Annotated in this window: 26 protein-coding genes and 1 pseudogene; 16 read left to right on the top strand and 11 right to left on the bottom strand. The window is 69.2% G+C overall.

What is annotated here, in order from left to right:
- Together E1165_RS19200 and E1165_RS19195 are read right to left on the bottom strand one after the other, a co-directional pair.
- Nucleotides 1–667: helix-turn-helix domain-containing protein (locus E1165_RS19200; RefSeq protein WP_132393169.1), on the bottom strand; the 667-nt coding region annotated here is incomplete at its 3' end.
- Between the two features lie 277 nt (nt 668–944).
- Nucleotides 945–1274 (bottom strand): helix-turn-helix transcriptional regulator, encoded by a 330-nt coding sequence (locus E1165_RS19195; protein WP_132393168.1) that lies wholly within the window; start codon nt 1272–1274, stop codon nt 945–947.
- Nucleotides 1275–1336: 62 nt separating this feature from the next.
- Here E1165_RS19195 and E1165_RS19190 point away from each other — a divergent pair, with 62 nt between their 5' ends.
- Nucleotides 1337–2437, top strand: a complete 1101-nt coding sequence (locus E1165_RS19190) for an NAD(P)/FAD-dependent oxidoreductase (protein ID WP_207916958.1) — start codon at nt 1337–1339, stop codon at nt 2435–2437.
- Here E1165_RS19190 and E1165_RS19185 read toward each other — a convergent pair.
- Nucleotides 2409–2786, bottom strand: coding sequence for a helix-turn-helix transcriptional regulator (locus E1165_RS19185; protein WP_132393167.1), 378 nt, complete (start codon nt 2784–2786; stop codon nt 2409–2411). The two genes, E1165_RS19190 and E1165_RS19185, sit on opposite strands and share 29 nt — an antisense overlap.
- 293 nt (nt 2787–3079) lie before the next feature.
- Between E1165_RS19185 and E1165_RS19180 the strand changes: the two genes are divergently transcribed.
- From E1165_RS19180 to E1165_RS19160, 5 genes are all read left to right on the top strand, one after another.
- Complete coding sequence (locus E1165_RS19180; RefSeq protein WP_132393166.1) at nt 3080–3406, top strand: metalloregulator ArsR/SmtB family transcription factor; 327 nt, start codon at nt 3080–3082, stop codon at nt 3404–3406.
- On the top strand, nt 3406–3900 hold the full coding sequence (locus E1165_RS19175; protein ID WP_132393165.1) for a GNAT family N-acetyltransferase: 495 nt from the start codon (nt 3406–3408) through the stop codon (nt 3898–3900). Before E1165_RS19180 ends, E1165_RS19175 begins: the two co-directional genes overlap by 1 nt.
- Nucleotides 3901–3973: 73 nt before the next feature.
- Nucleotides 3974–5392 carry an FAD-dependent oxidoreductase gene (locus tag E1165_RS19170; protein WP_132393164.1) on the top strand — a complete coding sequence of 473 codons (1419 nt, stop codon included), beginning with the start codon at nt 3974–3976 and terminating at the stop codon, nt 5390–5392.
- Nucleotides 5392–6822: an MFS transporter gene (locus E1165_RS19165; RefSeq protein WP_305792150.1), complete on the top strand. Its 1431-nt coding sequence runs from the start codon at nt 5392–5394 to the stop codon at nt 6820–6822. Before E1165_RS19170 ends, E1165_RS19165 begins: the two co-directional genes overlap by 1 nt.
- Before the next feature lie 209 nt (nt 6823–7031).
- Complete coding sequence (locus tag E1165_RS19160) at nt 7032–7925, top strand: hypothetical protein (RefSeq protein WP_243704875.1); 894 nt, start codon at nt 7032–7034, stop codon at nt 7923–7925.
- On the opposite strand, the pseudogene E1165_RS19155 reads toward E1165_RS19160, so the two are convergent.
- Nucleotides 7888–8399: pseudogene (locus E1165_RS19155) on the bottom strand (IS5 family transposase); the annotation flags it as partial. The gene E1165_RS19160 and the pseudogene E1165_RS19155 overlap by 38 nt on opposite strands.
- 430 nt (nt 8400–8829) lie before the next feature.
- On the opposite strand from E1165_RS19155, the gene rsgA reads away from it, so the two are divergent.
- Together rsgA and E1165_RS19145 are read left to right on the top strand one after the other, a co-directional pair.
- Nucleotides 8830–9879 carry a ribosome small subunit-dependent GTPase A gene (gene rsgA, locus E1165_RS19150; RefSeq protein ID WP_207916956.1) on the top strand — a complete coding sequence of 350 codons (1050 nt, stop codon included), beginning with the start codon at nt 8830–8832 and terminating at the stop codon, nt 9877–9879.
- Between the two features lie 71 nt (nt 9880–9950).
- Nucleotides 9951–11213: a bifunctional class I SAM-dependent methyltransferase/N-acetyltransferase gene (locus tag E1165_RS19145; RefSeq protein ID WP_132393172.1), complete on the top strand. Its 1263-nt coding sequence runs from the start codon at nt 9951–9953 to the stop codon at nt 11211–11213.
- 289 nt (nt 11214–11502) lie between these two features.
- Here E1165_RS19145 and E1165_RS19140 read toward each other — a convergent pair whose 3' ends face one another.
- Nucleotides 11503–11967, bottom strand: a complete 465-nt coding sequence (locus E1165_RS19140) for a MarR family winged helix-turn-helix transcriptional regulator (RefSeq protein ID WP_243704873.1) — start codon at nt 11965–11967, stop codon at nt 11503–11505.
- A gap of 92 nt (nt 11968–12059) precedes the next feature.
- Here E1165_RS19140 and E1165_RS19135 point away from each other — a divergent pair, with 92 nt between their 5' ends.
- Together E1165_RS19135 and E1165_RS19130 are read left to right on the top strand one after the other, a co-directional pair.
- Nucleotides 12060–12605, top strand: a complete 546-nt coding sequence (locus E1165_RS19135; RefSeq protein WP_132393162.1) for a YceI family protein — start codon at nt 12060–12062, stop codon at nt 12603–12605.
- 15 nt (nt 12606–12620) lie between these two features.
- Nucleotides 12621–13856 carry an SGNH/GDSL hydrolase family protein gene (locus E1165_RS19130; RefSeq protein WP_132393161.1) on the top strand — a complete coding sequence of 412 codons (1236 nt, stop codon included), beginning with the start codon at nt 12621–12623 and terminating at the stop codon, nt 13854–13856.
- On the opposite strand, the gene E1165_RS19125 is transcribed toward E1165_RS19130, so the two are convergent.
- Nucleotides 13843–14298 carry a hypothetical protein gene (locus E1165_RS19125; protein WP_132393160.1) on the bottom strand — a complete coding sequence of 152 codons (456 nt, stop codon included), beginning with the start codon at nt 14296–14298 and terminating at the stop codon, nt 13843–13845. The two genes, E1165_RS19130 and E1165_RS19125, sit on opposite strands and share 14 nt — an antisense overlap.
- 95 nt (nt 14299–14393) lie before the next feature.
- On the opposite strand from E1165_RS19125, the gene E1165_RS19120 reads away from it, so the two are divergent.
- Both E1165_RS19120 and E1165_RS19115 read left to right on the top strand, forming a co-directional pair.
- Complete coding sequence (locus tag E1165_RS19120; protein WP_132393159.1) at nt 14394–14972, top strand: sigma-70 family RNA polymerase sigma factor; 579 nt, start codon at nt 14394–14396, stop codon at nt 14970–14972.
- A gap of 404 nt (nt 14973–15376) precedes the next feature.
- Nucleotides 15377–16321, top strand: coding sequence for a C39 family peptidase (locus E1165_RS19115; protein ID WP_132393158.1), 945 nt, complete (start codon nt 15377–15379; stop codon nt 16319–16321).
- 1369 nt (nt 16322–17690) lie between these two features.
- Here E1165_RS19115 and E1165_RS19110 read toward each other — a convergent pair.
- On the bottom strand, nt 17691–18797 hold the full coding sequence (locus E1165_RS19110; protein ID WP_243704872.1) for an IS110 family transposase: 1107 nt from the start codon (nt 18795–18797) through the stop codon (nt 17691–17693).
- 337 nt (nt 18798–19134) lie between these two features.
- Here E1165_RS19110 and E1165_RS19105 point away from each other — a divergent pair, with 337 nt between their 5' ends.
- From E1165_RS19105 to E1165_RS19095, 3 genes are read left to right on the top strand one after another with little or no spacing between them, the layout of a single operon-like run.
- Nucleotides 19135–19905 carry a transposase gene (locus E1165_RS19105; protein WP_132393156.1) on the top strand — a complete coding sequence of 257 codons (771 nt, stop codon included), beginning with the start codon at nt 19135–19137 and terminating at the stop codon, nt 19903–19905.
- Entirely contained in the window at nt 19853–20146 is a 294-nt protein-coding gene (locus tag E1165_RS19100) for a transposase (RefSeq protein ID WP_165945260.1), read from the top strand. Before E1165_RS19105 ends, E1165_RS19100 begins: the two co-directional genes overlap by 53 nt.
- A gap of 45 nt (nt 20147–20191) precedes the next feature.
- Complete coding sequence (locus tag E1165_RS19095; protein ID WP_132393154.1) at nt 20192–20503, top strand: NIPSNAP family protein; 312 nt, start codon at nt 20192–20194, stop codon at nt 20501–20503.
- 243 nt (nt 20504–20746) lie between these two features.
- Here E1165_RS19095 and E1165_RS19090 read toward each other — a convergent pair whose 3' ends face one another.
- Nucleotides 20747–21481, bottom strand: coding sequence for a dienelactone hydrolase family protein (locus E1165_RS19090; protein WP_132393153.1), 735 nt, complete (start codon nt 21479–21481; stop codon nt 20747–20749).
- Nucleotides 21482–21591: 110 nt separating this feature from the next.
- On the opposite strand from E1165_RS19090, the gene E1165_RS19085 reads away from it, so the two are divergent.
- Nucleotides 21592–22215, top strand: coding sequence for a TetR/AcrR family transcriptional regulator (locus E1165_RS19085; RefSeq protein WP_132393170.1), 624 nt, complete (start codon nt 21592–21594; stop codon nt 22213–22215).
- 282 nt (nt 22216–22497) lie between these two features.
- Here E1165_RS19085 and E1165_RS19080 read toward each other — a convergent pair whose 3' ends face one another.
- From E1165_RS19080 to E1165_RS19075, 3 genes are all read right to left on the bottom strand, one after another.
- The gene (locus E1165_RS19080; RefSeq protein WP_243704871.1) at nt 22498–23334 is read right to left on the bottom strand and encodes an integrase core domain-containing protein; all 837 of its coding nucleotides are present in this window, start codon (nt 23332–23334) and stop codon (nt 22498–22500) included.
- Nucleotides 23331–23558, bottom strand: coding sequence for a hypothetical protein (locus E1165_RS30040; RefSeq protein ID WP_243704870.1), 228 nt, complete (start codon nt 23556–23558; stop codon nt 23331–23333). Before E1165_RS30040 ends, E1165_RS19080 begins: the two co-directional genes overlap by 4 nt.
- A gap of 180 nt (nt 23559–23738) precedes the next feature.
- On the bottom strand, nt 23739–23870 hold a 132-nt coding region (locus tag E1165_RS19075), incomplete at its 5' end, for an integrase core domain-containing protein (protein WP_165945259.1).

The following is a 23870-nucleotide window of genomic DNA, read 5'->3' as shown; positions in this document are numbered from 1 at the left end:
GCACTGGTCGGTGCCCGACCCGGTCGACGCGGGCGGCTAGGTCGGCGAACGCGGCCTCGAACGCCTCGTCGGTGTCGACGCGGACCGGGTCGGGCACCGACCAGTGCAGGCGGGGGCGGACGGGCCCGGTGAGGTCTTCGTGGGCGTTGTCGCACACGGCGATGAGCAGGTCGTCGTCGCGGACAACGTCGGTGACGTGGGCGGTGGCGGTCGGGTCCAGGCGCAGCCCGTGCCGGCCGGCGACGGCCACGGCGCGGGGGTGCACCCGGGGAGCCGGTTGCGTTCCGGCGGACGCGGCCGGGCTGTGGGTGCGGTCATGCCACAGCGCGGCGGCGAGCTGCGAGCGCGCGGAGTTGCGGGTGCAGACGAACACCACCCGCCCGACACCGGTCAGCGGCGGCGGAGTGAGCACGGCGAGGGAGTCCGGCCGCAGCCGCAGGTAGGTGCGGCGCTTGTCGCCCTCGGAGCGGCCCTTGACCACCAGGCCGGCTTCGGTGAGGACTTTGACGTGGTGGGCGACGAGGTTGGTGGGCAGGTCGAGGGTGTTAGCGATCTCGCCGGGGGACGCATCGCCCAGAGTGAGCGCGTCCACGATCGCCAGCCGCGCCGGGTCACCGAGCGCGGCATGGATCCGCGCCCGCCCCACCAGAGAATGGTCAGCGTTCATTGACTCAATTATTGCTAATGCTTTTTCGGGCGTCAAGGCGGCATGGGCTCGGTCCAGGTGGTTGCGTTCGCCGGCCTGCCGCTGCATCGGCAGGGGCCTCTGCCTCCCCGCGGCCCGGCTGCGCAGTGGAGCTGCGCTCCGGGATCACAGGTCAATCCGCGTTGGCGTGGCGCGCCTGAACGGCCGCCAGATCGGTGCATGACCCTTCCCATCGATGAGGGTGCCCTCCCCGCCAGGGAGGGCACCCTCATCTCGTTCGCAGCCACGCGCCGCCGCGTCAGCAGCAGGTCCTCAGGTACGTCTGCAGCTCGTCCAGCACCGCGAGCGTGCCGTCGCGGTCGGCCCGGTAGTACACGGTCTTGCCCTCGCGCCGGGAGGTCACCACCCGTCCGCGGCGTAGCAGGATCAGCTGCTGCGACGCGGTGGCCTGACTGATGCCCGTGCGCTCGGCCACCTCCCCGACCGACAGTTCGGCGCCCCGCGCGAAGAGCATCATGATCCGTTGCCGAGTGGGGCTGCCCAGAGCCTTCAGGAACTCCTGGGTGTCCGGTCCCAGCCCGGTCGCTCCGGCGGTGGGCGCATCGGCTGGGGGCGTCGCCTGGTCCATAGTTCCACCTTCCCCCACGTCCATCATATTGTCATTCAACGAAATGACGATATGATGGAGTGGTGACGAAGAGTTCCGAACCCGTGATCATCGTCGGCGGCGGCCAGTCCGGCCTCGCCGCCGCCCGCGCCGCTCTCGAGGCAGGCCTGCGGCCCGTCGTGCTGGAGGCCAGCGCCGAGGCGGTCGGCTCGTGGCCGGGCTACTACGACAGCCTCACCCTGTTCTCCCCGGCCCGCTACAGTGCGCTGCCCGGGCTGGCCTTCGACGACACCGAGCCCGACCGCTACCCGATCCGGGACGAGGTTGTCGGCTACCTGCGCCGCTACGCCGCCGGCATCGACGCCGACATCCGCACCGGGGTCCGGGTCACCGCCGTGCGGCACCGACCCGGCGGCTACCTCGTACAGACCAGCGATGGCGAGGAGTTCGCCGCCGCGGGTGTCGTCGCGGCCACCGGCTCCTTCGGCAACCCGCACCTGCCGGTCCTGACGGGCCAGGACGCCTACACCGGCGAGGTGCGGCACGTCGCGCACTACCGGCGGCCCGAGCCGTACGCGGGCAAGCGGGTCGTCGTGGTCGGGGCCGGCAACTCCGCCGTCCAGGTCGCCCACGAACTCGCCTCGTGGGCGACCGTCACCCTGGCCACCCGCGCGCCCATCCAGTTCGTGCCGCAGCGCATCGGCGGGCGGGACCTGCACCACTGGCTACACCTGACCGGCGCGGACCGCCTGCCCCGAGCGGTCCTGCTGCGCCTGATCCGCCACGCCGCCGTGCTGGACACCGGGGTCTACCGCGATGCCCTCGCCCGCGGCCTGTTCACCCGCCGGGACATGTTCACCGCCTTCACCCCCGATGGTGTGATCTGGGCTGACGGCGCAGTCGAGCGCGTCGACGCGGTCATCTTCGCCACCGGTTACCGGCCGCACCTGGACTACCTCGCCCCGCTCGGCGCCCTCGCGCCGGGTGGCATGCCGCGCCAGGTGCGCGGGATCTCCACCACTCACCCCGCCCTGGTCTACCTGGGGCTGGAGTTCCAGCGATCGTTCGCCTCGAACACCCTGCGCGGCGTCGGCCGCGACGCCACGCATGTCGTCGCCGCGCTGGCCGCGGCCATGTCCCGGGGTCGGTCCCGGCTCAGGCGGCGGGCGTCGGCTGCACGGTGAGCAGGGCGGCGAGTTGGCGCAGGATGGCGGGTCGGGCGCGGTAGTACACCCAGGTGCCCCGGCGCTCGGCGTCGACCAGTCCCGCTTCGCGCAGCGTCTTCAGGTGATGGGAGATCGTCGGCCCGGTCAGGTCGAACGCCGGGGTCAGGTCGCAGACGCACGCCTCCCCGCCCTCGGCGGAGGCGATCATCGACAGTAACCGCAGCCGTACCGGGTCGCCGAGGGCCTTGAAGGCCGGCGCCAGCACCGCCGCGGTCTCGGCGGGTACGCGCCGCTGCGTCAGGGGCGGGCAGCACGGCGTCTCGGCACTGAGATCGACGAGGGCGAGGGGGCCGGCTTGCTTCGACATGTCTCTAGATTGACACCTCCCTAATCAGTGTGCAACTCTCTGATTCGACGGACGTCAATACAGACTTTCATGGAAGGAGTGGTCATGCTTCGATCCGCACGTCCGTCAGCCATCACCGGCGGCCGGTGTCCGGTTCGGCGATCCGTGCGCGCGGGTCACCACCACCGACCAGCGCGCCCAGTGTCGCCACGACGCCACCCGCACCGCCGCCTACGTGGCACTCAGCCGGTGGTGACGGGGCCCGACTGGTAGGCTTCATCGTTAATCGGCGATAGACGATAGAGGGATGGGTGATGGGTGACCTGCTCGACCGGGCGACCGCGCAGACCTACGCTTCCTGGTTCCGGGCCCTGGCGGACGCGACACGGGTGCAGATCGTGGAGTACCTGGCCCGCCAGGCGCGCCCGATGAGCGTGGGCGAGATCGTCGCGGCGATCGGTCTGGCGCAGTCCACGGTCTCGCAGCACCTGAAGATCCTCACCGACGTGCGGTTCGTGCTCGTGGAGCCGGTCGGCACCGCGCGGCACTACCGGATCAACGACGCCTGTGTCGGCTGCTTCCCGTCGGCCGCCGACGTGGTCATGGGCCGTCCCGCACCCACGCCGATCGGAGCCTGTTGATGGCTGACGTCACCGTCCGCCCGATGACCATCGGCGACGCCGACCGGGTCCTGGCGATCTACCAGGCCGGCCTCGACGGGGGTGACGCCAGCTTCGAGACCATCGCACCGACCTGGGCCGCGTTCGACGCCGCCCGGCTGCCGCAGCACCGCTTCGTGGGCGTCGACGGCGACGGCACCGTACGCGGCTGGGTGGCGGTTTCGCCGACGTCGACACGCGCGGTCTACGCCGGCGTGGTGGAACACTCCGTCTACGTCGACCCGGCCGCGCGAGGACGGGGGGTGGCCCGGCTGCTGCTGGATGCCCTGATCGCCTCGACCGAGGCCGCCGGCATCTGGACCATCCAGGCCGGCGTCTTCGGCGAGAACACCGCCAGCCTCGCCCTGCACGAGCGTGCCGGGTTCCGCGTGATCGGCGTCCGCGAGCGAGTGGGACGCCACCACGGCCGGTGGTGCGACGTGATCCTGCTCGAACGCCGCAGCCCCACCGTCTGAACCCCGTGCTACGCGCACCTCAGCGCCACTACACCTTCTTGATTCGACAGTTATCAACACAGAGGAGTTCCCGATGAGTGTCCTGGACGAGTTTCCCGTCGTGGTGATCGGCGCGGGTCCGGTGGGTCTGGCCGCCGCCGCCCACCTGCGCGAGCGTGGCCTGCCCTTCCTTGTCCTCGAGGCCGATGACACCGCCGGCGCGGCGGTGCGTCAGTGGGGTCACGTGCGGGTGTTCTCCCCCTGGCGGTACAACATCGACCCCGCCGCCCGGCGGTTGCTCGACGACGCCGGCTGGGTCGTCCCCGACCTCGATGCCCTGCCCACCGGCGCCGAACTGGCCGCCGACTACCTCCAGCCCCTCGCCGCGCTGCCGGCGCTCAAGCCGCACCTGCGCTACGGCGCCCGGGTCGAGGCGATCAGCCGGCTGGGCTTGGACCGGCTGCGCACCGCCGGCCGCGACACCACCCCCTTCCTCATCCGCCTCACCGACGGCCAGGAGATGCTCGCCCGCGCGGTCATCGACGCCTCCGGCACCTGGCGCACCCCGAACGTCCTCGGCGCCTCCGGCCTGCCCGCCCGCGGCGAGACCGACGCCACCGCGTACCTCGAGCACGCCCTGCCCGACGTCCTCAACGCCGACCGCGACCGCTTCGCCGACCGCCACACCCTCGTCGTCGGCGCCGGACACTCCGCCGCCAACACCCTGCTCTCCCTGGCCGACCTCGCCGCCGAGCACCCGGGCACCGAGGTGACCTGGGCCATCCGCACCACCTCACCGGCGCGCACCTACGGCGGCGGCGACGCCGACGCCCTCCCCGCCCGCGGCGCACTGGGCTCCCGGCTGCGCGCCCACGTCGACGCCGGCCGGATCCGGCTGCTCACCGGCTTCTCCATCTACGCCCTCACCCCCACCGACGGCCGCGTCGCCGTCGTGGTACGTCACGGCGACGGCAGCGAGGAGTCGCTCACCGTGGACCGCATCGTCGCCGCTACCGGCTTCCGTCCCGACCACTCGATCGCCGCCGAGCTGCGCCTGGACCTCGACCCGGTCATGGGCGCCACCCGCGCCCTCGCCCCGCTCATCGACCCCAACGAGCACTCCTGCGGCACCGTCCCCCCACACGGCGTCGACGAGCTCGCCCACCCGGAGATCGGCTACTACGCCGTCGGGATGAAGAGCTACGGCCGGGCGCCGACGTTCCTCATGGCCACCGGCTACGAGCAGGTCCGCTCCGTCGTCGCCGCCCTCGCCGGCGACTGGACCGCCGCCCGCGACGTCCAGCTCGACCTACCCGAAACCGGAGTCTGCAACAGCAACCCCGACGACTCCGCCACCGGCGACAGCTGCTGCGGCCCCACACCAGCCACCGAACCGATGGGACGCGGGCTGGCCACCGGCATCACCGGCGGACTGCTCGCCGCGCCGCTGAACCTGGTCACCCTGGACCCCGCGCCCGCCGGCGGGCAGACCGGCGGCTGCTGCGGCAGCTGATGCCCACCACCACGACGGTGCCCGCCGACCCCACCGTCGGCGGGCACCACGCCCACGGCTGGCGGATCGTCGCCGCCCTCGCCGTCACCTCCACCATCGGTTACGGCACCCTCTACTACGCCTATGCCGTCCTACTGAACCCGATGGCCGCCAGCATCGGCGCGTCCACCACCGCCGTCACCGGCGCGCTCACCGCCTCCGTCCTCACCGGCGCCCTCATGGCCATCCCCGTCGGCCGGTGGCTCGACCACCACGGCGGTCGCGCGCTCATGACCGCCGGCTCGATCACCGCCACCGCGCTCCTGATCGCCTGGTCCCAGGTCCACACCATCGTCCAGCTCTACACCGTCATGATTGGCATAGGCGCCTGCGGCGCGATGGTGCTCTACGAACCCGCCTTCGCCGTCATCGTCGCCCATGTCACCCCTGATCGACGCGCCACCGCACTCCTGGCCGTCACGATCGTGGCCGGATTCGCCAGCACCATCTTCATGCCCCTGACCGGCCTGCTGACCGCACACCTCGGCTGGCGCGGCGCCCTACTCGCCCTCGCCGCCCTCCACGGCGTCGTGACCGTGCCCCTGCACGCGCTCACCATCCGCCGGTCACGACCGGCAGCCACGACAGCACTGACCACCCCGACACGACCCGAACCCGCCCAACGGCGCGCGGTCGCCCACGCCGCGATGCGCGACGCTCGCTTCTGGATCCTCACCGCGACCTTCACCGCCCACGGCGTCGCCACCAGCACCATGACCGTGCACCTCATCGGCTACCTGCTCCACCGCGGACACCCCGCCACCTTCGCCGCCACCAGCGCCGGCCTGCTCGGCGTCCTGTCCGTCACCGGCAGACTCGTCCTCACCGCCGCCCGCCGACGACTGCCGGTCACCACCATCGTCGCCGCCGTCTTCGCCATCCAAGCCGCCGCCGTCCTCGCCATGCCCCTGCTCGTCGGCACCCCCACCGGCGCCGTCATCACCATCGTCGGCTTCGGACTCGGCTTCGGGATCACCAGCCTCGCCACCCCCGCCCTGCTCACCGACCGGTACGGCACCACCGCCTACGCCACCATCGCCGGACGCCTCGCCGCCGGAGTCACCATCGCCAAAGCCGGCGCACCGCTCGCCGCCGCCGCGCTCCTACACACCGGCGACGGCTACGCACCCCTGCTCATCGCCGTGGCCACCTGCTGCGCGCTCGCCGCCATCGGCGTCACCACCCAAACGAAGCCCCCCGCACCGACGCCCTCCATCAGACACCGATTTCTCGTGCCGAGTCGCGGCGCTGCCGCTGGCGGATGCGGTGGCGTCGCGGCAAGCCTTACGGGCTCGACGTCGGTGCCGCAGCTGACCGCTTGGATAGACGCACCTCATTGCGCATTGCGTAGCTCAACCGGGACTCTTCGTAAAGTCCAGCCTCATCGATAGGCTGAATTATGACCATTTGGACAGTTTTGCGTTTATTCTTGGAGTAGTCGCGCATACCTTCCCCCTGGAGCTGGGGAGAGGAGGGGCGCGATGCGTAAGGGCTTGGAGTGGAGCTGAGGTCACGCTGCGGTGCTATTGTGGACGATTCGCATCGGCCGTAGCGCTCGCACGGGGGCGGAGTGGAACGAGTTCGTGGCACACCACTGACCTTGAAACTGTTCACCGCTACGTTGTCTCTGATGGCGCTTGCCAGTACGGGTTGGGCCGTAGCCCACCTTGCCTGGCCGGCGCCATTTGACTTTGCGTTTGCGGTCGTTGCCGCGGCCCTGGTCGCCGCCGGAAGCATTTTTTCCGTGCCGCTGCCGGCGCGGGTTCCCATGCGGGTGACGCTGACGCCGACGGCCTATCTGGTGTGTGCCGCTGTGCTGCCGACGCCGTGGCTGGTGGTGTGCGCAGCGGTGGGTGTGATCGCCGCGAAGATCATCACGCGGTATCCGCGGTCCGCGAGTTTGCACAAGGCGGTCCACAATACGAGCAAGGACATCTTGGGGGCCACCGCCGCCGGGGCCGCCATGTCCTTCGCCGGTGCCCGCCCTGCTCTCGACGGGATGAACGGCTCCGAGCCGTCCGCGAGTGCCTACGTGCTCGGGCTGGCGATGGCAGCCGGGGTCGTGGTGCTGATCGAGGAAGTCGTGACATCCGCCGCGGTGTCGCTCGCCACCGGTCGCCGCTTCGCGTCGATGTTGCGCTACCTGTGGCAGACGCGTTTGCTGGTGGGTGCTGCCGAGATAGCGCTGTCGGGTCTCGCTGTCGCGGTCGTCATGGTCGATGAGCGGGCGCTGGCCGCGCTGCCCATGGCGATGTTGGTCCTGCATTTGGCCTTGTCGTATCGCATGAAGCTGCGTGAGGAGCGCAGGGCCTGGGAGCGCCACGCGGCACTGGCTGATGCTCTCACCTCGAGGGATCTCGACTCGGTCCTGCAGACCGCCGCTCGCGGGGCGGTCGAGCTGTTCGGGGCGCAGGCCGCGGAGATCGAACTGAACCCGGATCGACGGCTCGTTCGCGCCGGCCGCGGATGCCTCGGATCGGTGGGATCTTGGTGACCAGGGGCATGAGTTGGGTGACGTCGTGGCGGTTGCCGCCGGTCAGTGCCGTGGCGAGGGGGATGCCGCCCGCGTCGGTGATGACGTGGTGTTTCGAGCCTGGCTTGCGGCGGTCGACCGGGCTCGGACCGGTTTTGGGCCGCCCTTGAGCGCCCGCACGTGGGAGCCGTCGATCACCGCCCGAGACATGTCCAACTGCCCAGCGGCCCGGAGTCTGCCGAGCAGGACCTCGTGCAGCCGCTGCCACACGCCGGCGTCGTTCCAGTCCCGCAACCGGCGCCAGCAGGTCATTCCCGACCCGAACCCGAGTTCTTGGGGCAGGTACTCCCACGGGATCGCGGTGTAGAGCACGAACAAGATCCCGCACAACACCCTGCGGTCATCCAGCGGCTTACGGCCGGGGTAGCGGTACCGACGCGGTGGGCGCGGTGGCAGCAACGGTGCGATCTCGGCCCACAACTCGTCCGAGACGATCCACGGCGGCTGCTCACCCCTCCTCACGTTCAAACAGAACGACCCTCACGTCCAGACGGTTACGCCCAACATCATTTAGTTAGGTGTTGTAAGCAGGTCCTCGCCCAGGGCCTAGACCCGAAGATGAAACAACGTCCAGTAAGGGTGTGTCTGCCGTTGATCAGCCGTGGTAGCCTTCCACCCGACATTCATGCGACATCGGATCGGATGGGAGAAAGGGGGGTGAGGTTGATGACCGCGAAGGTGGCTGCTGCCGTGTGCAGCGCCCGGACCAACCTTGCGTCCCGGGCCTCGGCCTGACCCAGCTGATTTCTCCGTTCGACGGGACGTTCGGTCCCGCCCGGGCTAAGCCTGTGTCTGTCGGGGCCCCTCTTCCGAAGGGTCTCTTCCGTTGTCATCGCCATCTTCGGCGCCGATCCCGTCCTCGAACGTGTTGCGTTCATACGGCTGGGACGAGTCATACGAACACGCTTTCGCCGAGCACCGGGCCGGCGGCTTGCTGCCCGCCCGCGTCGTACTGGTCGACCGTGGCCAGGCCACGGTGGTCACCGCCACCGGCTCGATGCGCGCCACCTGGTCGGCACACGCCGGCCCGTCGCCGTCCCCGCTTCCGTGTACCGGGGACTGGGCTGCTGTCACCCCCGCCGTGCAGCCGGAGTTGGCTGCGTTGCTGCCCCGCCGGACTGCCATCGTGCGGTCCACGGCGTCACGCACCTCCCGTCCGCAGGTCCTGGCCGCGAACGTCGACACAGTCGTCATCGTGGAATCCGTCGCCACCCCCATCCCCGCCGGCCGGATCGAGCGTATGCTCGCGCTCGCCTGGGACAGCGGGGCGCTCCCGGTCGTCGTCCTGACCAAAGCCGACCTCGCCGAGCGGAACCTCACCGAGGTACGCGACGAAGTCGCCGCACTGGCCATCGGCGTCGATGTCCTGGTCACCAGCGTCGCCACCGGTGAGGGCCTGGACATCCTCGCCGCGGTACTGACCGGGACGATCGTGCTGCTCGGGCCCTCCGGCGCGGGCAAGTCCTCGCTCGGCAACGCCCTGCTCGGCGCCGACCTGCTGGCCACCGGAGCGGTCCGCGCCGGTGACGGCAAGGGCCGGCACACCACTGTCCACCGCGAACTGCTTCCACTGCCGAACGGCGGCGTGCTCATCGACACCCCCGGCCTGCGCGCGGTTGGCTTGCACGACACCGAAGAGGGCATCCAGCAGGTCTTCGCCGAAATCGAGAAACTCGCCCGCGACTGCCGGTTCACCGACTGCCGGCACACGAGTGAACCCGGGTGCGCGGTACGTGCGGCGATCGACGCAGGAACCCTGTCGCCGCGTCGGCTGGACAGCTATCGCAAACTCCAGCGCGAATCCGCCTGGGCAGCCTCACGGGACGACGCGCGCCTGCGCGCGGAACGGGAGAACCACCGCAAGGCGATCACCCGCCACCTCCGCGCGACCTACAGCTTCCGGGAGCAGTCGTGACCGGCCGTCAGACACGTACCGAGACGACGCCCGCCCAGCAGTACACACCGTTCGAAGAGGCATTCTTCGCGCTGCACAACGGTCTGCCCCGACAGGGCCCGGGCTCGGAGACGACCACCCGCCGCCTGCTGGCGCTGGCGGGTCCACTACCCGAACATCCCCGCGTGCTCGACCTCGGCTGCGGCACTGGACCCGCCGCCCTGCTGCTGGCGGCGGAGGCCGGCGCACAGGTGGTCGCCGTGGATCTGCACCAGCCGTTTCTTGACGAACTCGCGGCCGTCGCCGCCGCGCGGCGGATCACCTCCATCACGACCGCGCGGCTGTCAATGGCCGATCTGCCCTTTCCCGACCGCAGCTTCGACCTGGTCTGGGCAGAGGGTTCCGTCTACAACATCGGATTCGACACCGCGCTGGTCAGTTGGCGACGCCTGCTCGCTCCCGGCGGCGCGCTCGTCGTCACCGAATGCGAATGGAGCACCGACACCCCCTCCATCGCGGCCCGCACGTACTGGGGCCGTCACTACCCGCTGCGGACCAGGGCCGCCAACATCGCCGCGGCAGAGGCCGCCGGCTACACCGTAGAGGGCGTCTATGAGCTACCGGACAACGATTGGTTCGACGACTACTACACCCTGCTGACCGAGCGCGTCGAGACTGCGCCCGCCCGGCCGGGAATGGCCGAGGCCGTGACCGCCACGCGCGAAGAGATCTCCCTACGTCGCCGTCACGGTACCGACTACCGCTACACCGGGTACGTCCTGCGCCCTGTCACCGAATCACCGAGAACGCACACCCACGAGGAGCCGTACCCCGCCATGACCAACCGCATCTGGCACACCCGCCTGGAAGCCGGGCCTGACGACCGCGCCGCGATCCGCCGGATCAACCTGGCCGCGTTCCCCGGCCCGCTCGAGGCCGACCTGGTAGACGCGCTGCGGGAGGACCGGCAGGCGTGGCTGCCGTGGTCCTCGTGGATCGCCGAGGACCCCAACGGCACCCCCGCCGGCTTCGCCCTGCTGACCCGATGCCACGTGGACGACGTACCGGCCCTGGCCCTCGGTCCGTGCTCGGTGCTACCCGAACAGCAGCGCACGGGCGCCGGATCAGCGGCGATTCGCGCCGCTCTCGACGCCGCCCGGGCGGCGGGTGAGAACCTCGTCCTCGTCCTCGGCCACGCCCCCTACTACCCCCGGTTCGGCTTCATGCCCGCCTCCGGGTACGGGATCCGGCCGCCGTTCGACGTGCCGGACGAAAACATGATGGCGCTGGTATTCGACCCCGCTCGCCCTGTCCCGCGCGGAACCATCCGCTACGCGGCGGCCTTCGGCGTCTGACCTGCACCACCTCCGTCAGGTGCGGGGCGGGCCGGCCGCCCCGCACCTGACCAGCCCTGCCGACGTGCCCGATCTCGAAGCGGCCGGGTACGTGGTGATACCCACGGTGCTCACCACGGCGTATGTTTACGCTTGCCAAAGCGGACGCCTCAGGGCCGGCGAGTCGGGCCTCATTCACGCCGCAGCCGACGGCGTCGGCACCGTCGCGGCACAGAACGCGCGGGCGATCGACACCGGGCTGGTCGGCGCCCTGACCGGGCGGTGCCCCGTTAGCCTCGCCGTTGCGCCGTCAGTGTTGCTGTTCCTCGTCGGTCAGGTGGGCGAGCACGACCTCGCTGATGTCACCGAGCTGCCGGATCTGCTCCGGGGTCAGCAGGTCGATGAGGTGGGCGCGCACGCTCTTCACATGACGGGGCGCCGCGGCCTTCAACGCCGCCAGGCCCTCGTCGGTCAGGGTCGCGAGCCAGCCGCGACGGTCGCCCTCGTAGTGCTCCCGGCGTACCCAGCCGCTCTGTTCGAGCTTGTTGACGGCGTGGGAGATGCGGCTGGGCTTGGAGTTGGTCCAGTGGGCCAGCTCGCTCATGCGCATGCTGCGTTCCGGAGCTTCGGATAGCAACACCAGCAGCTCGTAATAGGTGGGCGGCATGCCGGCTGCCGTCTGCAGGTCACGCTCCAGGCGGTCGGTCAGCAGCCGCATGGTCCGGCCGAAGGCGCGCCAGGTCCGCTGCTCGTCGTCAGTGAGCCATCTCGTCACGCAACCATCGTACTAAACAGTTGCGCGCTGAAATAACGCGATGTACTGTCCTGCTGAATCTTTCAGCACTGAAAGACTCTGAAGGAGTAGGCATGTACCCCAGCGAACTCACCGGCACCTACACCATCGACCCGGCGCACAGTCGGTTCGGCTTCGTGGCCCGGCACGCCATGGTGACCAAGGTGCGCGGCAGCATCCCCCTCATGGAGGCCACCGCCTTCCTGGATGCCAGCGACCCTTCCGCCTCCCACGTCCGGGTGGTCCTGGACGTGGCCGGTATCGACACCGGCAACCCCCAGCGGGACGGACACCTGCGCACCGGCGACTTCCTCGACGCCACCAACCACCCGCACATCACCTTCACCAGCACCGCCGTCAAGCACACCGGCGACGACGCCTTCGAGGTCACCGGCTGCCTGACCATCCGCGGCGTCACCCGCGAGATCACCATCCCGCTCGATCACACCGGCGTCGCGATCGACGCCCAGGGCATCCGGCGGGTCGGGTTCGAGGGCGGCATGACGATCAACCGGAAGGACTACGGCGTCAGCTTCAACGCCGCTCTGGAAACCGGGGGCGTGATGATCTCCGACAAGGTCACGCTCGAGTTCGATCTGTCCGCCTTCAAGACCGCCTGAAAGGCCGTGCTCGCCATGCGTATTCCCAAAGCGCTCATCTCGGCCGTGCTCCTGACCTTGACGGCGGCCGCCGCCGCGGTTCCCGCGGAGGCGGCGACCGCCGCTCCCCGGTGGACGGCTACGTGGGGAACGGCAACCCAGTGGCCGACCCCCAGCACCCCGTGGTACGGCACCAACTGGTCCCGGGAGGGCTTCGCCGACCACACCCTGCGGCAAATCATCCGGATCAGCGCCAGCGGCACCGCCGTCCGCATCCGGCTGTCCAACATCCACGGCACCACGCCTCTCCGGATCGAGAAAGCCGCCGTCGCCAACGCCCTGCAGGGCGCGGCTGCCGGCCCCGGGCTACCGCTGACCTTCGACGGCGGCCCGGATGTGGTGATCCCGCCCGGCCGGGAGCGCTACAGCGACGCCATACGGCTGCGTACGCACGCTCTGCAACGGCTCGCGATCACTTTGCGATTCACCGCGCCCACCGGCCCGGCCACCTTCCACCATTTCGCCCAGGCCACGTCCTACCGCGCCGTCGGTGACCACCTCACCGACCGCGAGCCTGCGGCGTTCACCGAACGCAGCAACTCCTGGTACTACCTCACCGGCGTGGAGGTCAGCGGCGGTCCCCACGCGAGCATCGCCCTGTTCGGCGACTCGCTCACCGACGGGGTCGGCTCCACTGTCGACGCCGACAACCGCTACCCCGATCAGCTCGCCGAACGGCTCGCCGCCCGGCACCGACCCCTCGGCGTCGTCAACGCGGGCATCGGGGGCAACCGCCTGCTGAGCGACTCACCCGAGTACGGGCAGAACGGCCTGGCCCGCTTCGAGCGCGACGTCTTGGACCGGCACGGCATCCGCTCGGTGATCATCATGCAGGGCGTCAACGACCTCGCCGAATGGAACAAGCCCCGGCAGGCCACCGCCACCGAGATCATCGCCGGACACCGGCGACTCATCCGCGCCGCCCGCGCCCGCGGCCTGACCGTCGTCGGCGCCACCATCATGCCGATCAAGGGCTCCGGCCTGGCCTACAGCGAGCAGGCAGAAAAGGTACGCGACCAGGTCAACCACTGGATCCGGACGAGCGGCGCCTACCACCAGGTCGCGGACTTCGATCGCGTCGTCCGCCAGCCGACCGACCCCGACCTGCTCCGACCCGAATACGACTCCGGTGACGGCATCCACCTCAACGACGCCGGCTACGACGCCCTCGCCCAAGCCGTCGACCTCCACATCCCGCTCACGGCGGCCTGACTGTGGCATGGATCACTGCTGAACCGCCAACCTTTCGGCGCCACGGACGTCTGTCAAGGCAACCGATCCACTCACGAGGAGACAACTGGATGCGTATCTCCAGCCGTGCCGCCGCCATCGCCGTCGGAGCCGTCGCCGCCCTGGCGATGGGCGGAGTGTCCGCCGCGAACACCCTGACGACCCCGCCGTCGCCGCCCGTCACGCCGACGCCCAGTCCGACGAACTCGTCGACGCCCGGACCCACGAGTACCTCCGCGCCGACACCCCGGCCCACCAGCTCCTCGGCGCCGAGGCCGACGCCTACCATCACCTCCGTCCCGACGCCGGGACCCCGCACCGCACGGCCGACCCCCTCCTCCTCGACACCGGGACCCACCTCCTCTTCGGCGCCGACGCCGAAACCGACCAAACCACTGCCAACCCCTTCCGCCTCCTCGCCCACGCCGGGCCCCACCGCCTCTCCAACGCCGACGCGCCCACGCACCGCTCGCTGACCGGTACCCGAACCCACCATCTCGTCCAGCAAAGGGCCAGCCCGTGATCGTTGTGCTGCCACTGCCATCGGCGCTGCTCCGATGGACGCGGCGGGCCTGGCCACGCACCCGGCCTCCCCGGCCCCCCGGGGAGGCCGGGCCACCGATCAACCAGCTCTACCACGCCCGACGACTGAGCCTGGTGCGCCTGGCCATCCTCCTGGTCGACGACCTGCCCACGGCCGAGGACGTCGTGCAGGACGTGTTCGCCGCGCTGTACCGGCGACACGGCGCCGACCTGCAGGCGCTGACCGACCCCGACGCGTACCTGACCACCGGGGTGATGAACGCGGCCCGCTCCGTCCTGCGCCGGCGGCGCAGCGCCCGCGCCTACCTGCCACCGCCACCGGTCGTCGTGCCGGCGGCGGAGGACGAGGCGTTGCTAGGGCACGGTGACGCGCAGGTGCTGGCCGCGATGCGGCGGCTGACCACCCGGCAACGTCAGGTCTTGGTGCTGCGCTACTGGTCCGAGCTGAGCGAACAGGAGATCGCCGACGCGCTGCGGGTGTCCCGCGGCACCGTCAAGTCCACCGTGAACCGGGCACTGGCCATCCTGCGCGGCCTACTCGAGGACAGCCGATGAGCAGCGAACTCGAACACCGGCTCCGCCGGGCGCTGGCGAACCGCGCCACCGCGATCACCACCGACCGGCTGCGGCCAGCCATCCCGCCCACGGCCACCGCGCCACCACCGCGAATACGACGCTGGCTGCCGATGGTGGCCGTGGCGACCGGGACGGCCATCGTCATCGCGGTCGCCGTCGTGCCGCGCCTACCCGGACCGAACCAGCAGCCCACGGCCCCGGGGCCGACGATCAGCAGCCCCCTCCCCGCGCCCAAGCCCTCGGACCGGCCCACCGGTGAAACACCCACACCCGGCTCCGGCCACTCCACGCCGCCATCGCCTACCTCGAGCCCCAAAGCAACCCCGACCGGGACGCCGTAGACCTCGGCTCGGCCCCGCATCCACCTCCCAAGAAAGGCGACCATGTTCAAGCGACTGAGTTTGGTGTTACTTGCCTCGCTGACCACCTTCATCGTCCTGCCCACACCCGCGGCCCAGGCCGGCACGTGGGGTGCCTACCCCACGAGCACCGGCAAGCGGACCTGCTCCAGCACCCGCGTTTGGAACGGCGCCGCGCACCAGGTGTGCCTCGAGTTCAACTCGGCCCGTATCCAGGTACGGGCCATCGCCTTCATCAACCCGTCGGCCTACACCAACTTTCAGGTGAACATGCGCCTGTGGTTCGGCAACGACGGCGTCAGCGTCCCCCAGTCCTGCCCGACGATGACCGGCAACAGTCCCCGCGCTTGCTGGACCGGATGGACCACGCTGCGGCTGCCGTACGTCGTCGCCGACGCCACCTTCGGCATCGCCGGCCAGTGGATGCTCCCGCTGCGCGCGCTGGACATGAAGCTCTCGGCGAAGATCCAGGAGACCAGCACCTACTGCGGACCGGCCGCTGTGCAGACCGTCCTGGCCACGATCGGCGCTTCCGCGCCCTCCCAATCCGTGCTCGCCGACCGGATGGCCACCGACACCTTCGGGCTCACTCTCCCCGGCGCCCTCTCTCCCGCCATCAACGCCTATGCGGGCGCACCCGACTACCGTGGCCAATACCAGAGCAGCACCCCAGAGGGCCTGGACGCGGGGATGCGGGAGATCGTCGAGTCGCTGTCCCGCGGCCGACCGGCGATCGTGCTGGTCCGGGCCGGCTCGCTGCCTTGGAGCAACGCCTCCCCGTACTACCGGCACTACGTCGTCATCCACGGCTACGGCGGCTGGCAGCACCCGGACGTCGGCTACGTGCCGACCAACTTTAACGTGCTCGACCCGTGGGACGGCGTGGAGCACCAGATCAGCATCGACGACCTCATGACGGCCACCCACCTGGCGGTCAGCGACGGCGAGTACTTCGTGGCCAGAACCTAACAGCCCAGCGTCCAGCCCACCCGTCAGCCCCGTGGCAGCGCGGGTGGGCACCCACAGTCCCGACGGCTTGATCTGCCGCCGGCAGGCGCGGCCGGTCCGCCGGTGCGGGTAGCGACACCGCCTGGACGCTAGGAGCCTCGTAAGCGGGGCTCGGCGCACAGATGGACGGAACGCGGAGTACAGCAGAGCGACGAACGAGCGGTCTTGGAACGAATCCGTCAGGGCCTCGTCTACACCGAGTCGGAAGACCGTTCCAGGCTTCTCGGCCACGCACCAATCTCATCTTCGAGTACAACCACACCGCAACAGCGCGACGATGACGTGAGTTCCGTCGGACCGTTCGAGCGCGGACCGAACTGGGAACGACCCGGCAGGCCCGGATCTGGCGAGACACGCCCATCGACTGCGCGAAGCGGTGGCTGCACTGGCGGCTAACCGTCGAGGTAAAGTCGATCAACACCGTGTCGGCCGACCCGCCATAGCCGGATTGATCTGGGCAATAACCTGAACGATCGCGGGGCCGTGTTAGACGAACGCGGCTGCCGCTGCCGGATCAGTTAGTTCTGCGCTGCGAACCGTCAACATGCTCTTGGCCATCTTGTTCGCAGTGAAGAAGCTGCGCACCAGCCAGTCGATGTCAGCTCAAAATCTAGCGCCCGCCGTAGTCTGCCGAGCACCTTGGGGTAATCTAAGAAGGTCCCGTTGCTCTTGTCTCGATTTCAGGGCCTGCAGGCCGGGGCAAGGTTGCGCGGGCGGTGCAAATCGACGTTGGGGTCGCCAGTGCCGATATCCTTCAATTCTTGCAGGCGTGCGCTCGGCACCTACCGCGCGGGCCGACCGCCAGCGCAGCGTATTGACGATCGAAGATGGATGGCGACGGGGCAACGGACAACCGCTGCTGTGGGCGGCGGTTCCGGTTAAGGGCCGTTGCCCCGTCACCACACGCCGAAGGGCGGGCGGCAGAATGCTCGATCTGCCGGCCTGAGGGCCTTCGGGGGACAGGGAAGGAGCGGCGAGCGCGGTATGAAGAGGCCACTCCCGCGGTTCGCGCGCCCGCCGCTCCAACGCCCGTGACTCTATCGATTAGCCCTGGGCTTGTGCGCGGCGTCTGGTTGGTCACTCGTTCGTGTGACGGGCGGAACCCGGAGGACAGTCTTACCGCCAGACAGCCTAACGCGGCCAACTGTCACTAGTCGGCGTACAGGTCCGAGTGCAGAGGTAAGTATGGCTTTAGCTGCACACCGCGCCGAGTTCGGTCTACGTCCGGCGACTCCCCGCCTGACAGCGGCTGTCCAAGTTGGTGACGCTGCGTGAGGGTGTTGCTAAGCCAGTCGTTCCCTCGCCGTGCGGATTTGGCTCTGCTCTTGTGTCAAGACATCGCCGAGAGCGGGGTTCTAAGCTGGGTGGCGGGTCTGGGAAGTGACTTCTCCGAAGAGCCGGCTTGGGGATGCGAGTTGGTCACGCTGGAGTCGGTAGTCGTTCCCCGTTGTCCTCCCGGGTCCGCCGCCGTAGCGGCCACGGCATCGTCGGTCATGCGTCGGTAGATGATGTCGGACAGGCGTCGTTTCAGGGCGCGCATGGCTTCCATCGATGTCTTGCCGGAGGTTTTCTTCCGGTCGAAGTAGGCGCGTCCTTCGGTGGGGTTGCGTAGCTGGACGGTGGCCATGATGTGCAGGACCCGGTTGATCTGGAGGTTGCCGGCGCGGGAGAGCCGGTGGCGGACCTGGTCGCCGGAGGAGGCGCCGATGGGGGCGGTGCCGTTCCAGGAGGCGAAGTGGGCCCGGTTGGGGAAGTGGGTGATGTCGGCGACCTCGACCAGTAGCCGGGCGGCGCCGGATGATCCGATGCCGTGCAGGTCCATCAGGGTGGTGCCAGTGGCCGCGACCAGTTCCTTCAGTTCCTTGTCGGCTTCCTTGGAGCGTCGGTAGATCCGTTCGAGGTCCCCGATCAGCTCCGCGGCGACCCGCCGCCGGGCCTTGCCGACTACGTCGCGAGGCCGGACTGTGGCCAGCAGTGCCTTGGCCTGGGCGGCGGACAGGCTCTTCTTCGCCCCACCCGGAATCAGCTCCAACAGCAGCTGGTGCAATTGGGACACCATCCGGGTGTGGTCCTCACCGAGCGAGCGGCGCCGGTCAACCAGAATCCGCAACAGGGCGAGTTGCTCATCGTTGACCACCGGGCGTAGCCCGGCCATGCGGGTACCGACCAGCGCGATCGAGTGGGCGTCGGTGACATCGGTCTTGCGGCCCTGTCCGGTGGCGAACACCCTCGCCCGGGCGGACAGCTTCGGTGGCACGTCGACGAAATGCTCGCCGTCGGCCAGTAGCCGGTTGGCGATGTGCCGGCCGATGCCCTGGCAGCCCTCGATCGCCCACACCCGGTTCGGCCACTGCCTGGCGTACTTTCGCATCTCCGCGTAGCCGTCGCGGTCGGTGTCGAACCGGCCGCCACCAACGACGGTCTCGTCGCCGGCCATCACCTCGATCGTGGCAGAGCGCTTGTGCGGGTCCATACCGATGACCACACGATCTGACGTGCCACTCAACGCGTCCTCCGATGCTCGATCCACCTGGGTTGTCGAGCCGAGAGGGCAACGCTACTTCGAGCCGAGCAAACCCCTGACTTGTCTACTGAAGCCAGACGCGAGGGTCTGCAGCCCGTAGCGTCAGGGCGCCGGTCGGCACTGGCTCGCAAACCCCTTGCCACTCTCGGGTTGGCTCATCAAGAGCGTGCCGCCGCTGGCCGGCGCCCGGCCGTGGTGTGGCTCAACAGAGGCGTGCTCCAAGACATTTCTTCAAGTCAGGCTGCCTGCCATGGCGATGTCCCTGTTCGCCCTGGTGGAAGGAACCCGGCTCTACGTGATCACGATCGGCATCGACCCGCACAAGTCCTCCTTGACCGCCGTCGCTCTCGACGGGACCGGCAAACTGTTGGAGTCGCGGCGGATCACCGTCAACGCTGCGGCATACACAACGTTGACCGACTGGGCGGCTCGCTGGCCGCAACGCCGTTTCGCTGTAGAAGGCGCCGCCGGGCTGGGTCGTGGCATCGCGCAGCTGCTGGCCGCCGCCGGCGAAAACGTCGTGGACGTGCCAGCCACTCTCGCAGCTCGTGCCCGGCTGCTGGACACCGGCGGCATCCGCAAAACCGACGTCGCGGACGCCGTCAGCGTCGCGCACGCCGCCATGCGCCGCGAGAACCTGCGGCAGGTCACCGCCGAGAACGACCACACCCGGCTTCGACTGCTATCCGAACGCCGTGACGACCTCGCCCGTGAACGTGTCCGCCTGCTCAACCGGCTCCACGTCATGCTGCGTGACCTGATTCCCGGCGGCGCGCCGTTGGACCTCACCGCCGACAAGGCCCGCAACGCTGCTGCGCGGCATCCGGCCCGTCACCGTCACCGACAGCTGCCGCCGCGACCTCGCACGCGACATGATCGCCGACCTGCGCCACCTCGACCGACGCCTGCACACCAACCAGACGCAGATCCGGCAAGTCCTGGCCGAGACGCACTCCACGATCGTCAACATGCGCGGTGTCGGGCACCTGATCGCCGCGAAGGTTCTCGGTCACGTCGGTGACGTCACCCGTTTCCCCACCGCGGATCACTTCGCCAGCTATGCCGGCACCTCCCCGCTGGAAGCCTCCAGCGGCGAACGCCGCCGCCACAGAGGCGCTCTCGAGCCTCTCCCGCCCTGGAGCGACGCCCGGGACTGCGCAGGCCAGATGAGAGCCACACGACCAGCGTGGGCAGCCGAAATGAGAGCGACAGCCCGGGCGCCTCGACCGAAGCCTGGCCGGGCCACGGTCGCAGGTCAATGAAACAAGTAGCCGAGATGTGCGTGCATCGCCCCGTATGGTGGTTCCATGATCACCTGCGTCGTGCACTACACCATCAACCCACAGCAGATTGAGGCGTTCGAACGCTTCGCCCACGCCTGGATGCGGCTAGTGACCAAGCATGGTGGTGTGCACCACGGCTACTTCCTGCCCGCCGAAGGGGCGAGCGACAAGGCCGAAGCGCTGTTCAGCTTTGAGAGTCTGGCAGCCTACGAGCGTTACCGCGCACGGTTTGGCAGTGATCCGGAGTTCGTCGCGGCTGACAGGATCCGCGACGGCTCGGGTTGTGTCGTGCGGTACGAGCGAACGTTCATGCGTCCGCTCCTACCCAGTGATTGAGTGAACTCTTCTGCCGCAGATAAGGCGCGCGGCCCGTCGGTGTGCGTTGCTCTCGGTAACGCCAGCCTGGTCGTTGGTCGCGCCGTTGGATCCGTGATGCGGATGCTGCGCAAGCACGACTAACAGGCTGCGCCGGCGGAGGGCGCATGACCACGATCACCAGGTCCCGGCCGCTACTTTGCGGCTGGCGTGCGAGCTAAGGGCTCCGGAAGCCGTTTACTTCAGGTTTTCCGAGCCAGAGCCTCAACTGTTGGCCAGGGTGCGGTCGAGGAGGGGGAGCAGGCGATCCCAGTGGCGCTGCAGTCCAGCGGGGTCGAAGGCGTCGGTGTCAGACATGGTGAACCCGTGGACGGTGCCGGGGTAGATCTCGGAGGTGTAGTCGACACCGGCGGCGTCCAGGGCCCGGTTGAGCTCGCCGAGAGCCTCGGGCGTGAGGTCGCTTTCGGCGTGACCGAAGTGGACCTGGGCGGTGATCCCGGCGAGGGCGTTGGGCCCGTCCGCGCCCACGGGGCCGTGGAATCCGGCGACGGCGGCCACTTGGGCGGGGTGGGCCGCGGCGGTGCGCATCGCCAGGAGGCCGCCTATGCAGTAGCCGGTCACCGCGACCGGTCCGGCGCCGACCTCGGGCTGGGTGGTGAGGAACTTGAGGTAGGCGTCGGCGTCGCTCAGGACACGTTCGGCGGTGTGCGCCTCGATCAAGGGCATCAACTGGGCCATGAGCGCGGGCCGGACCTCTTCTCTGATGTGCTCGGGAAGGTCGATCACCGGTGTCGGGCCGTGTCGGTAGAAGAGGTTAGGGACGAGCACGTAGTACCCGTGCCCGGCCAGTTCGCGGGCCATCTCCCGCAGCACGGGCCGGATGCCGAAGCCGTCCGCGTACATCAGCACCCCTGGGCGCCGTTCGCCGTGGTCGGGGAAGGCGGCGAAGGCGTCGGCCTGGCCGTCCGTGGTGGGAATCTGCAGTGTCTTGGTGGGCATGGCGGATCTTCCTTCCTTGGACTTGGTGTTGCACCGATCGGTGCAGAACCTACATCGATCGGAGCATGAAATGCAACGGACGATGTAATCGGGTAGCCTCGGCAGGCGTGATGGAGAAGAAAAAGCCGGCTGGACAGCCCGACAAACGCCAGGCGATCATCAACGGAGCATTGGCGTTGTTCGCCCGCGACGGGTACACCCGCGCGAGCCTGGACGCGATCGCGGCTGAAGCAGGCGTCTCCAACCGCACCATCTACAACCACTTCAACGACAAGGCGGAACTGTTCCAGACGGTGATCCAGGAGAGCACGCAGCGGGTCGCCGACACCGTGGTCGACGTCATCGACCGCCACCTGAGCAAGGTCGTCGACCTCGAGACAGACCTGGTCGACCTAGGGCTGGCTTGGCTCGCGGTGCTGACCTCCGACCTGGCTCCGCACTTCGCGCTCATCCGTCAGATCAACGCCGAGACCGAACACATCCCGCCGGCAGCGCTGAGGCTCTGGCAGGACACCGGCCCCGGTCGCGTGCGGCGCGAACTCGCCGCCCGGCTACGCCAGATCGCCGACCGCGGCCACCTCACCATCGACGATCCCACGCGCGCAGCCGGGCACCTAATGCTGCTCATCTCCGCCGACAACCTGGCAGACCGCGCGATGCTGAACGACAAGGACGAAGTCACCGCCATGGTCTCCGCCGGGGTTCACGTCTTCCTCTACGGCTACAAGCGCTAGCATCGCGCGTCACGCGCGGCCTATGGTCGCACGCCACTTTGCCGCACATTCTCATCCCGTCGCCGGCCGCTCGTGACGCCCCGTGGTCGACATGTCTACGACGGAGTGGGCCCAGGCCAAGGCCCTGGGACTACGTCCAACTGCAGATAAACGGCGAGCTGATCGTCTGGGAGCACGGCCGGACGATTTCGCGCTGTCGCAACGGCAGGTCACCGCCGGCCGGGACCTTGAAGTATGCCAAAACCCGCGCCAGGGGGCGTGAACAGGCATTTGATGATCGCTTCAAGCGGCTCGGTGATACTCGTTGATCACGCCGTCGAGGCGTCGTCGGCGTCGGACGGGGACATCCATGGGGATGACGACGGCCGGATCGTGGTTAGGCGGCAACTGCAGTCGGCCATGATGGGGTCGATGATCGTTGAAGTGGTCGACGTACTCGCCAACGACGGTCAGCGCGTGGCGCTCGTTGGAGATCAGCAGGTGGTCGAGGCACTCGTCGCGGAGGCTGCGGCCGAAGCGCTCGATGAAACAGTTGGCGCGGGGTGTGCGCGGCGTCTTGATCACCGTGATCCCCTCGCTGGCGAAGACCTCGTCGAATCCGGCGGCGTACTTCGTGTCGCGGTCACGGAGCAGGAACCGGAACCGGGCTGCCCGCTCACCGAGGTCCATGACGATGTTGCGAGCGGCCTGGGTGGTCCACTGCTGGGTTGGATGGGCGGTGACGCCGAGCAGGTGCACCCGCCGGGTCGCAACCTCCATCACCACCAGGATATACAACCTTCGTAGCAGGACCGTGTCGAGGTGGAAAAAGCCGATCGCCAACAGGCCCTTCGCCTGGGTGCGCAGGAACGCCCGCCAACTGGTGTCCGTACCTCGGGGTGCCGGGCCGATACGGCGGCGGGCCAGGATCCTCCGGATGGTGCGGAGTCCGACCCGATGCCCCAGCCGGTCGAGCTCACCCTCGATCCTCTTGTAACCCCAGCGAGGGTTTTCGCTGGCCAGACAAACGACCAGGTCTCGGACATCGTTCGCGACCGGCGGTCGGCCACCGTGGTTGGGCTGCGTCCAGCGTCGACGGACCAGCCGACGGTGCCAGGACAGCAACGTCGCCGGGGTCACCAGCCGATGCGGCAGCAGGTACGCGGCAGCAGCCGGGTCAACGCCGCCAGAACCGCCCGGTCCGGCCACGACAGGTGCGGGCGACCTCGGATCTGACGACGCAGCACCGCCACCTCCTGGCGGAGTGCGAGGACTTCGGCGATCAGCGCCGTGTCCGCTCGGGCCAGCAACCCCAGTCCGTCGACCAACCGGATTGTCATCAGGTACAGCAGCCGTACGAACATGGCGACGATCATCGCTGGCAGACGTGTGGTCGCGGCTCACGTCGAGTGGGACGCGTGACCGCGCCGCATCGTCATGATCTTGAGAACTCCAGCTCAAGGCCATGGCGCGGGTATTGGCATACTTCAGGCCCAGTCCCCGGTGCAGGGGAGCGGGGACGGCGACGGGCCGGCGTGCGCGGACTAGGTGTTCTGCCCAGAGAGGTTGGGGACGCGGCTGGCTGGTGGGTGGCCGCCGAGTGCGGTGTGCGCGCGGTGGTGATTGTAGGCGTGGAGCCAGGCGGGGAGAGCTGCCCGGCGGGCGGCTTCTGAGGA

The sequence above is a fragment of the Micromonospora sp. KC723 genome (genome assembly GCF_004348595.1).
In the GTDB taxonomy this organism is placed as follows: Bacteria; Actinomycetota; Actinomycetes; order Mycobacteriales; family Micromonosporaceae; genus Micromonospora.
The sequence above is the reverse complement of the archived record's forward strand: the minus strand, read 5'-3'. Positions and strand labels throughout refer to the sequence as shown.

What these genes read in the sequence shown, in the direction of transcription:
- E1165_RS19110 (WP_243704872.1), bottom strand. Translation starts at nt 18,797, where the DNA reads ATGGCCGGCGACGAGACCGTCGTTGGTGGCGGCCGGTTCGACACCGAC.
- E1165_RS19180 (WP_132393166.1), top strand. Translation starts at nt 3,080, where the DNA reads ATGGGTGACCTGCTCGACCGGGCGACCGCGCAGACCTACGCTTCCTGG.
- E1165_RS19195 (WP_132393168.1), bottom strand. Translation starts at nt 1,274, where the DNA reads ATGGACCAGGCGACGCCCCCAGCCGATGCGCCCACCGCCGGAGCGACC.
- E1165_RS19105 (WP_132393156.1), top strand. Translation starts at nt 19,135, where the DNA reads ATGGCGATGTCCCTGTTCGCCCTGGTGGAAGGAACCCGGCTCTACGTG.
- E1165_RS19170 (WP_132393164.1), top strand. Translation starts at nt 3,974, where the DNA reads ATGAGTGTCCTGGACGAGTTTCCCGTCGTGGTGATCGGCGCGGGTCCG.
- E1165_RS19115 (WP_132393158.1), top strand. Translation starts at nt 15,377, where the DNA reads ATGTTCAAGCGACTGAGTTTGGTGTTACTTGCCTCGCTGACCACCTTC.
- E1165_RS30040 (WP_243704870.1), bottom strand. Translation starts at nt 23,558, where the DNA reads ATGTTCGTACGGCTGCTGTACCTGATGACAATCCGGTTGGTCGACGGA.
- E1165_RS19085 (WP_132393170.1), top strand. Translation starts at nt 21,592, where the DNA reads ATGGAGAAGAAAAAGCCGGCTGGACAGCCCGACAAACGCCAGGCGATC.
- E1165_RS19095 (WP_132393154.1), top strand. Translation starts at nt 20,192, where the DNA reads ATGATCACCTGCGTCGTGCACTACACCATCAACCCACAGCAGATTGAG.
- E1165_RS19185 (WP_132393167.1), bottom strand. Translation starts at nt 2,786, where the DNA reads ATGTCGAAGCAAGCCGGCCCCCTCGCCCTCGTCGATCTCAGTGCCGAG.
- E1165_RS19165 (WP_305792150.1), top strand. Translation starts at nt 5,392, where the DNA reads ATGCCCACCACCACGACGGTGCCCGCCGACCCCACCGTCGGCGGGCAC.
- E1165_RS19135 (WP_132393162.1), top strand. Translation starts at nt 12,060, where the DNA reads ATGTACCCCAGCGAACTCACCGGCACCTACACCATCGACCCGGCGCAC.
- E1165_RS19090 (WP_132393153.1), bottom strand. Translation starts at nt 21,481, where the DNA reads ATGCCCACCAAGACACTGCAGATTCCCACCACGGACGGCCAGGCCGAC.
- E1165_RS19100 (WP_165945260.1), top strand. Translation starts at nt 19,853, where the DNA reads ATGCGCGGTGTCGGGCACCTGATCGCCGCGAAGGTTCTCGGTCACGTC.
- E1165_RS19175 (WP_132393165.1), top strand. Translation starts at nt 3,406, where the DNA reads ATGGCTGACGTCACCGTCCGCCCGATGACCATCGGCGACGCCGACCGG.
- E1165_RS19130 (WP_132393161.1), top strand. Translation starts at nt 12,621, where the DNA reads ATGCGTATTCCCAAAGCGCTCATCTCGGCCGTGCTCCTGACCTTGACG.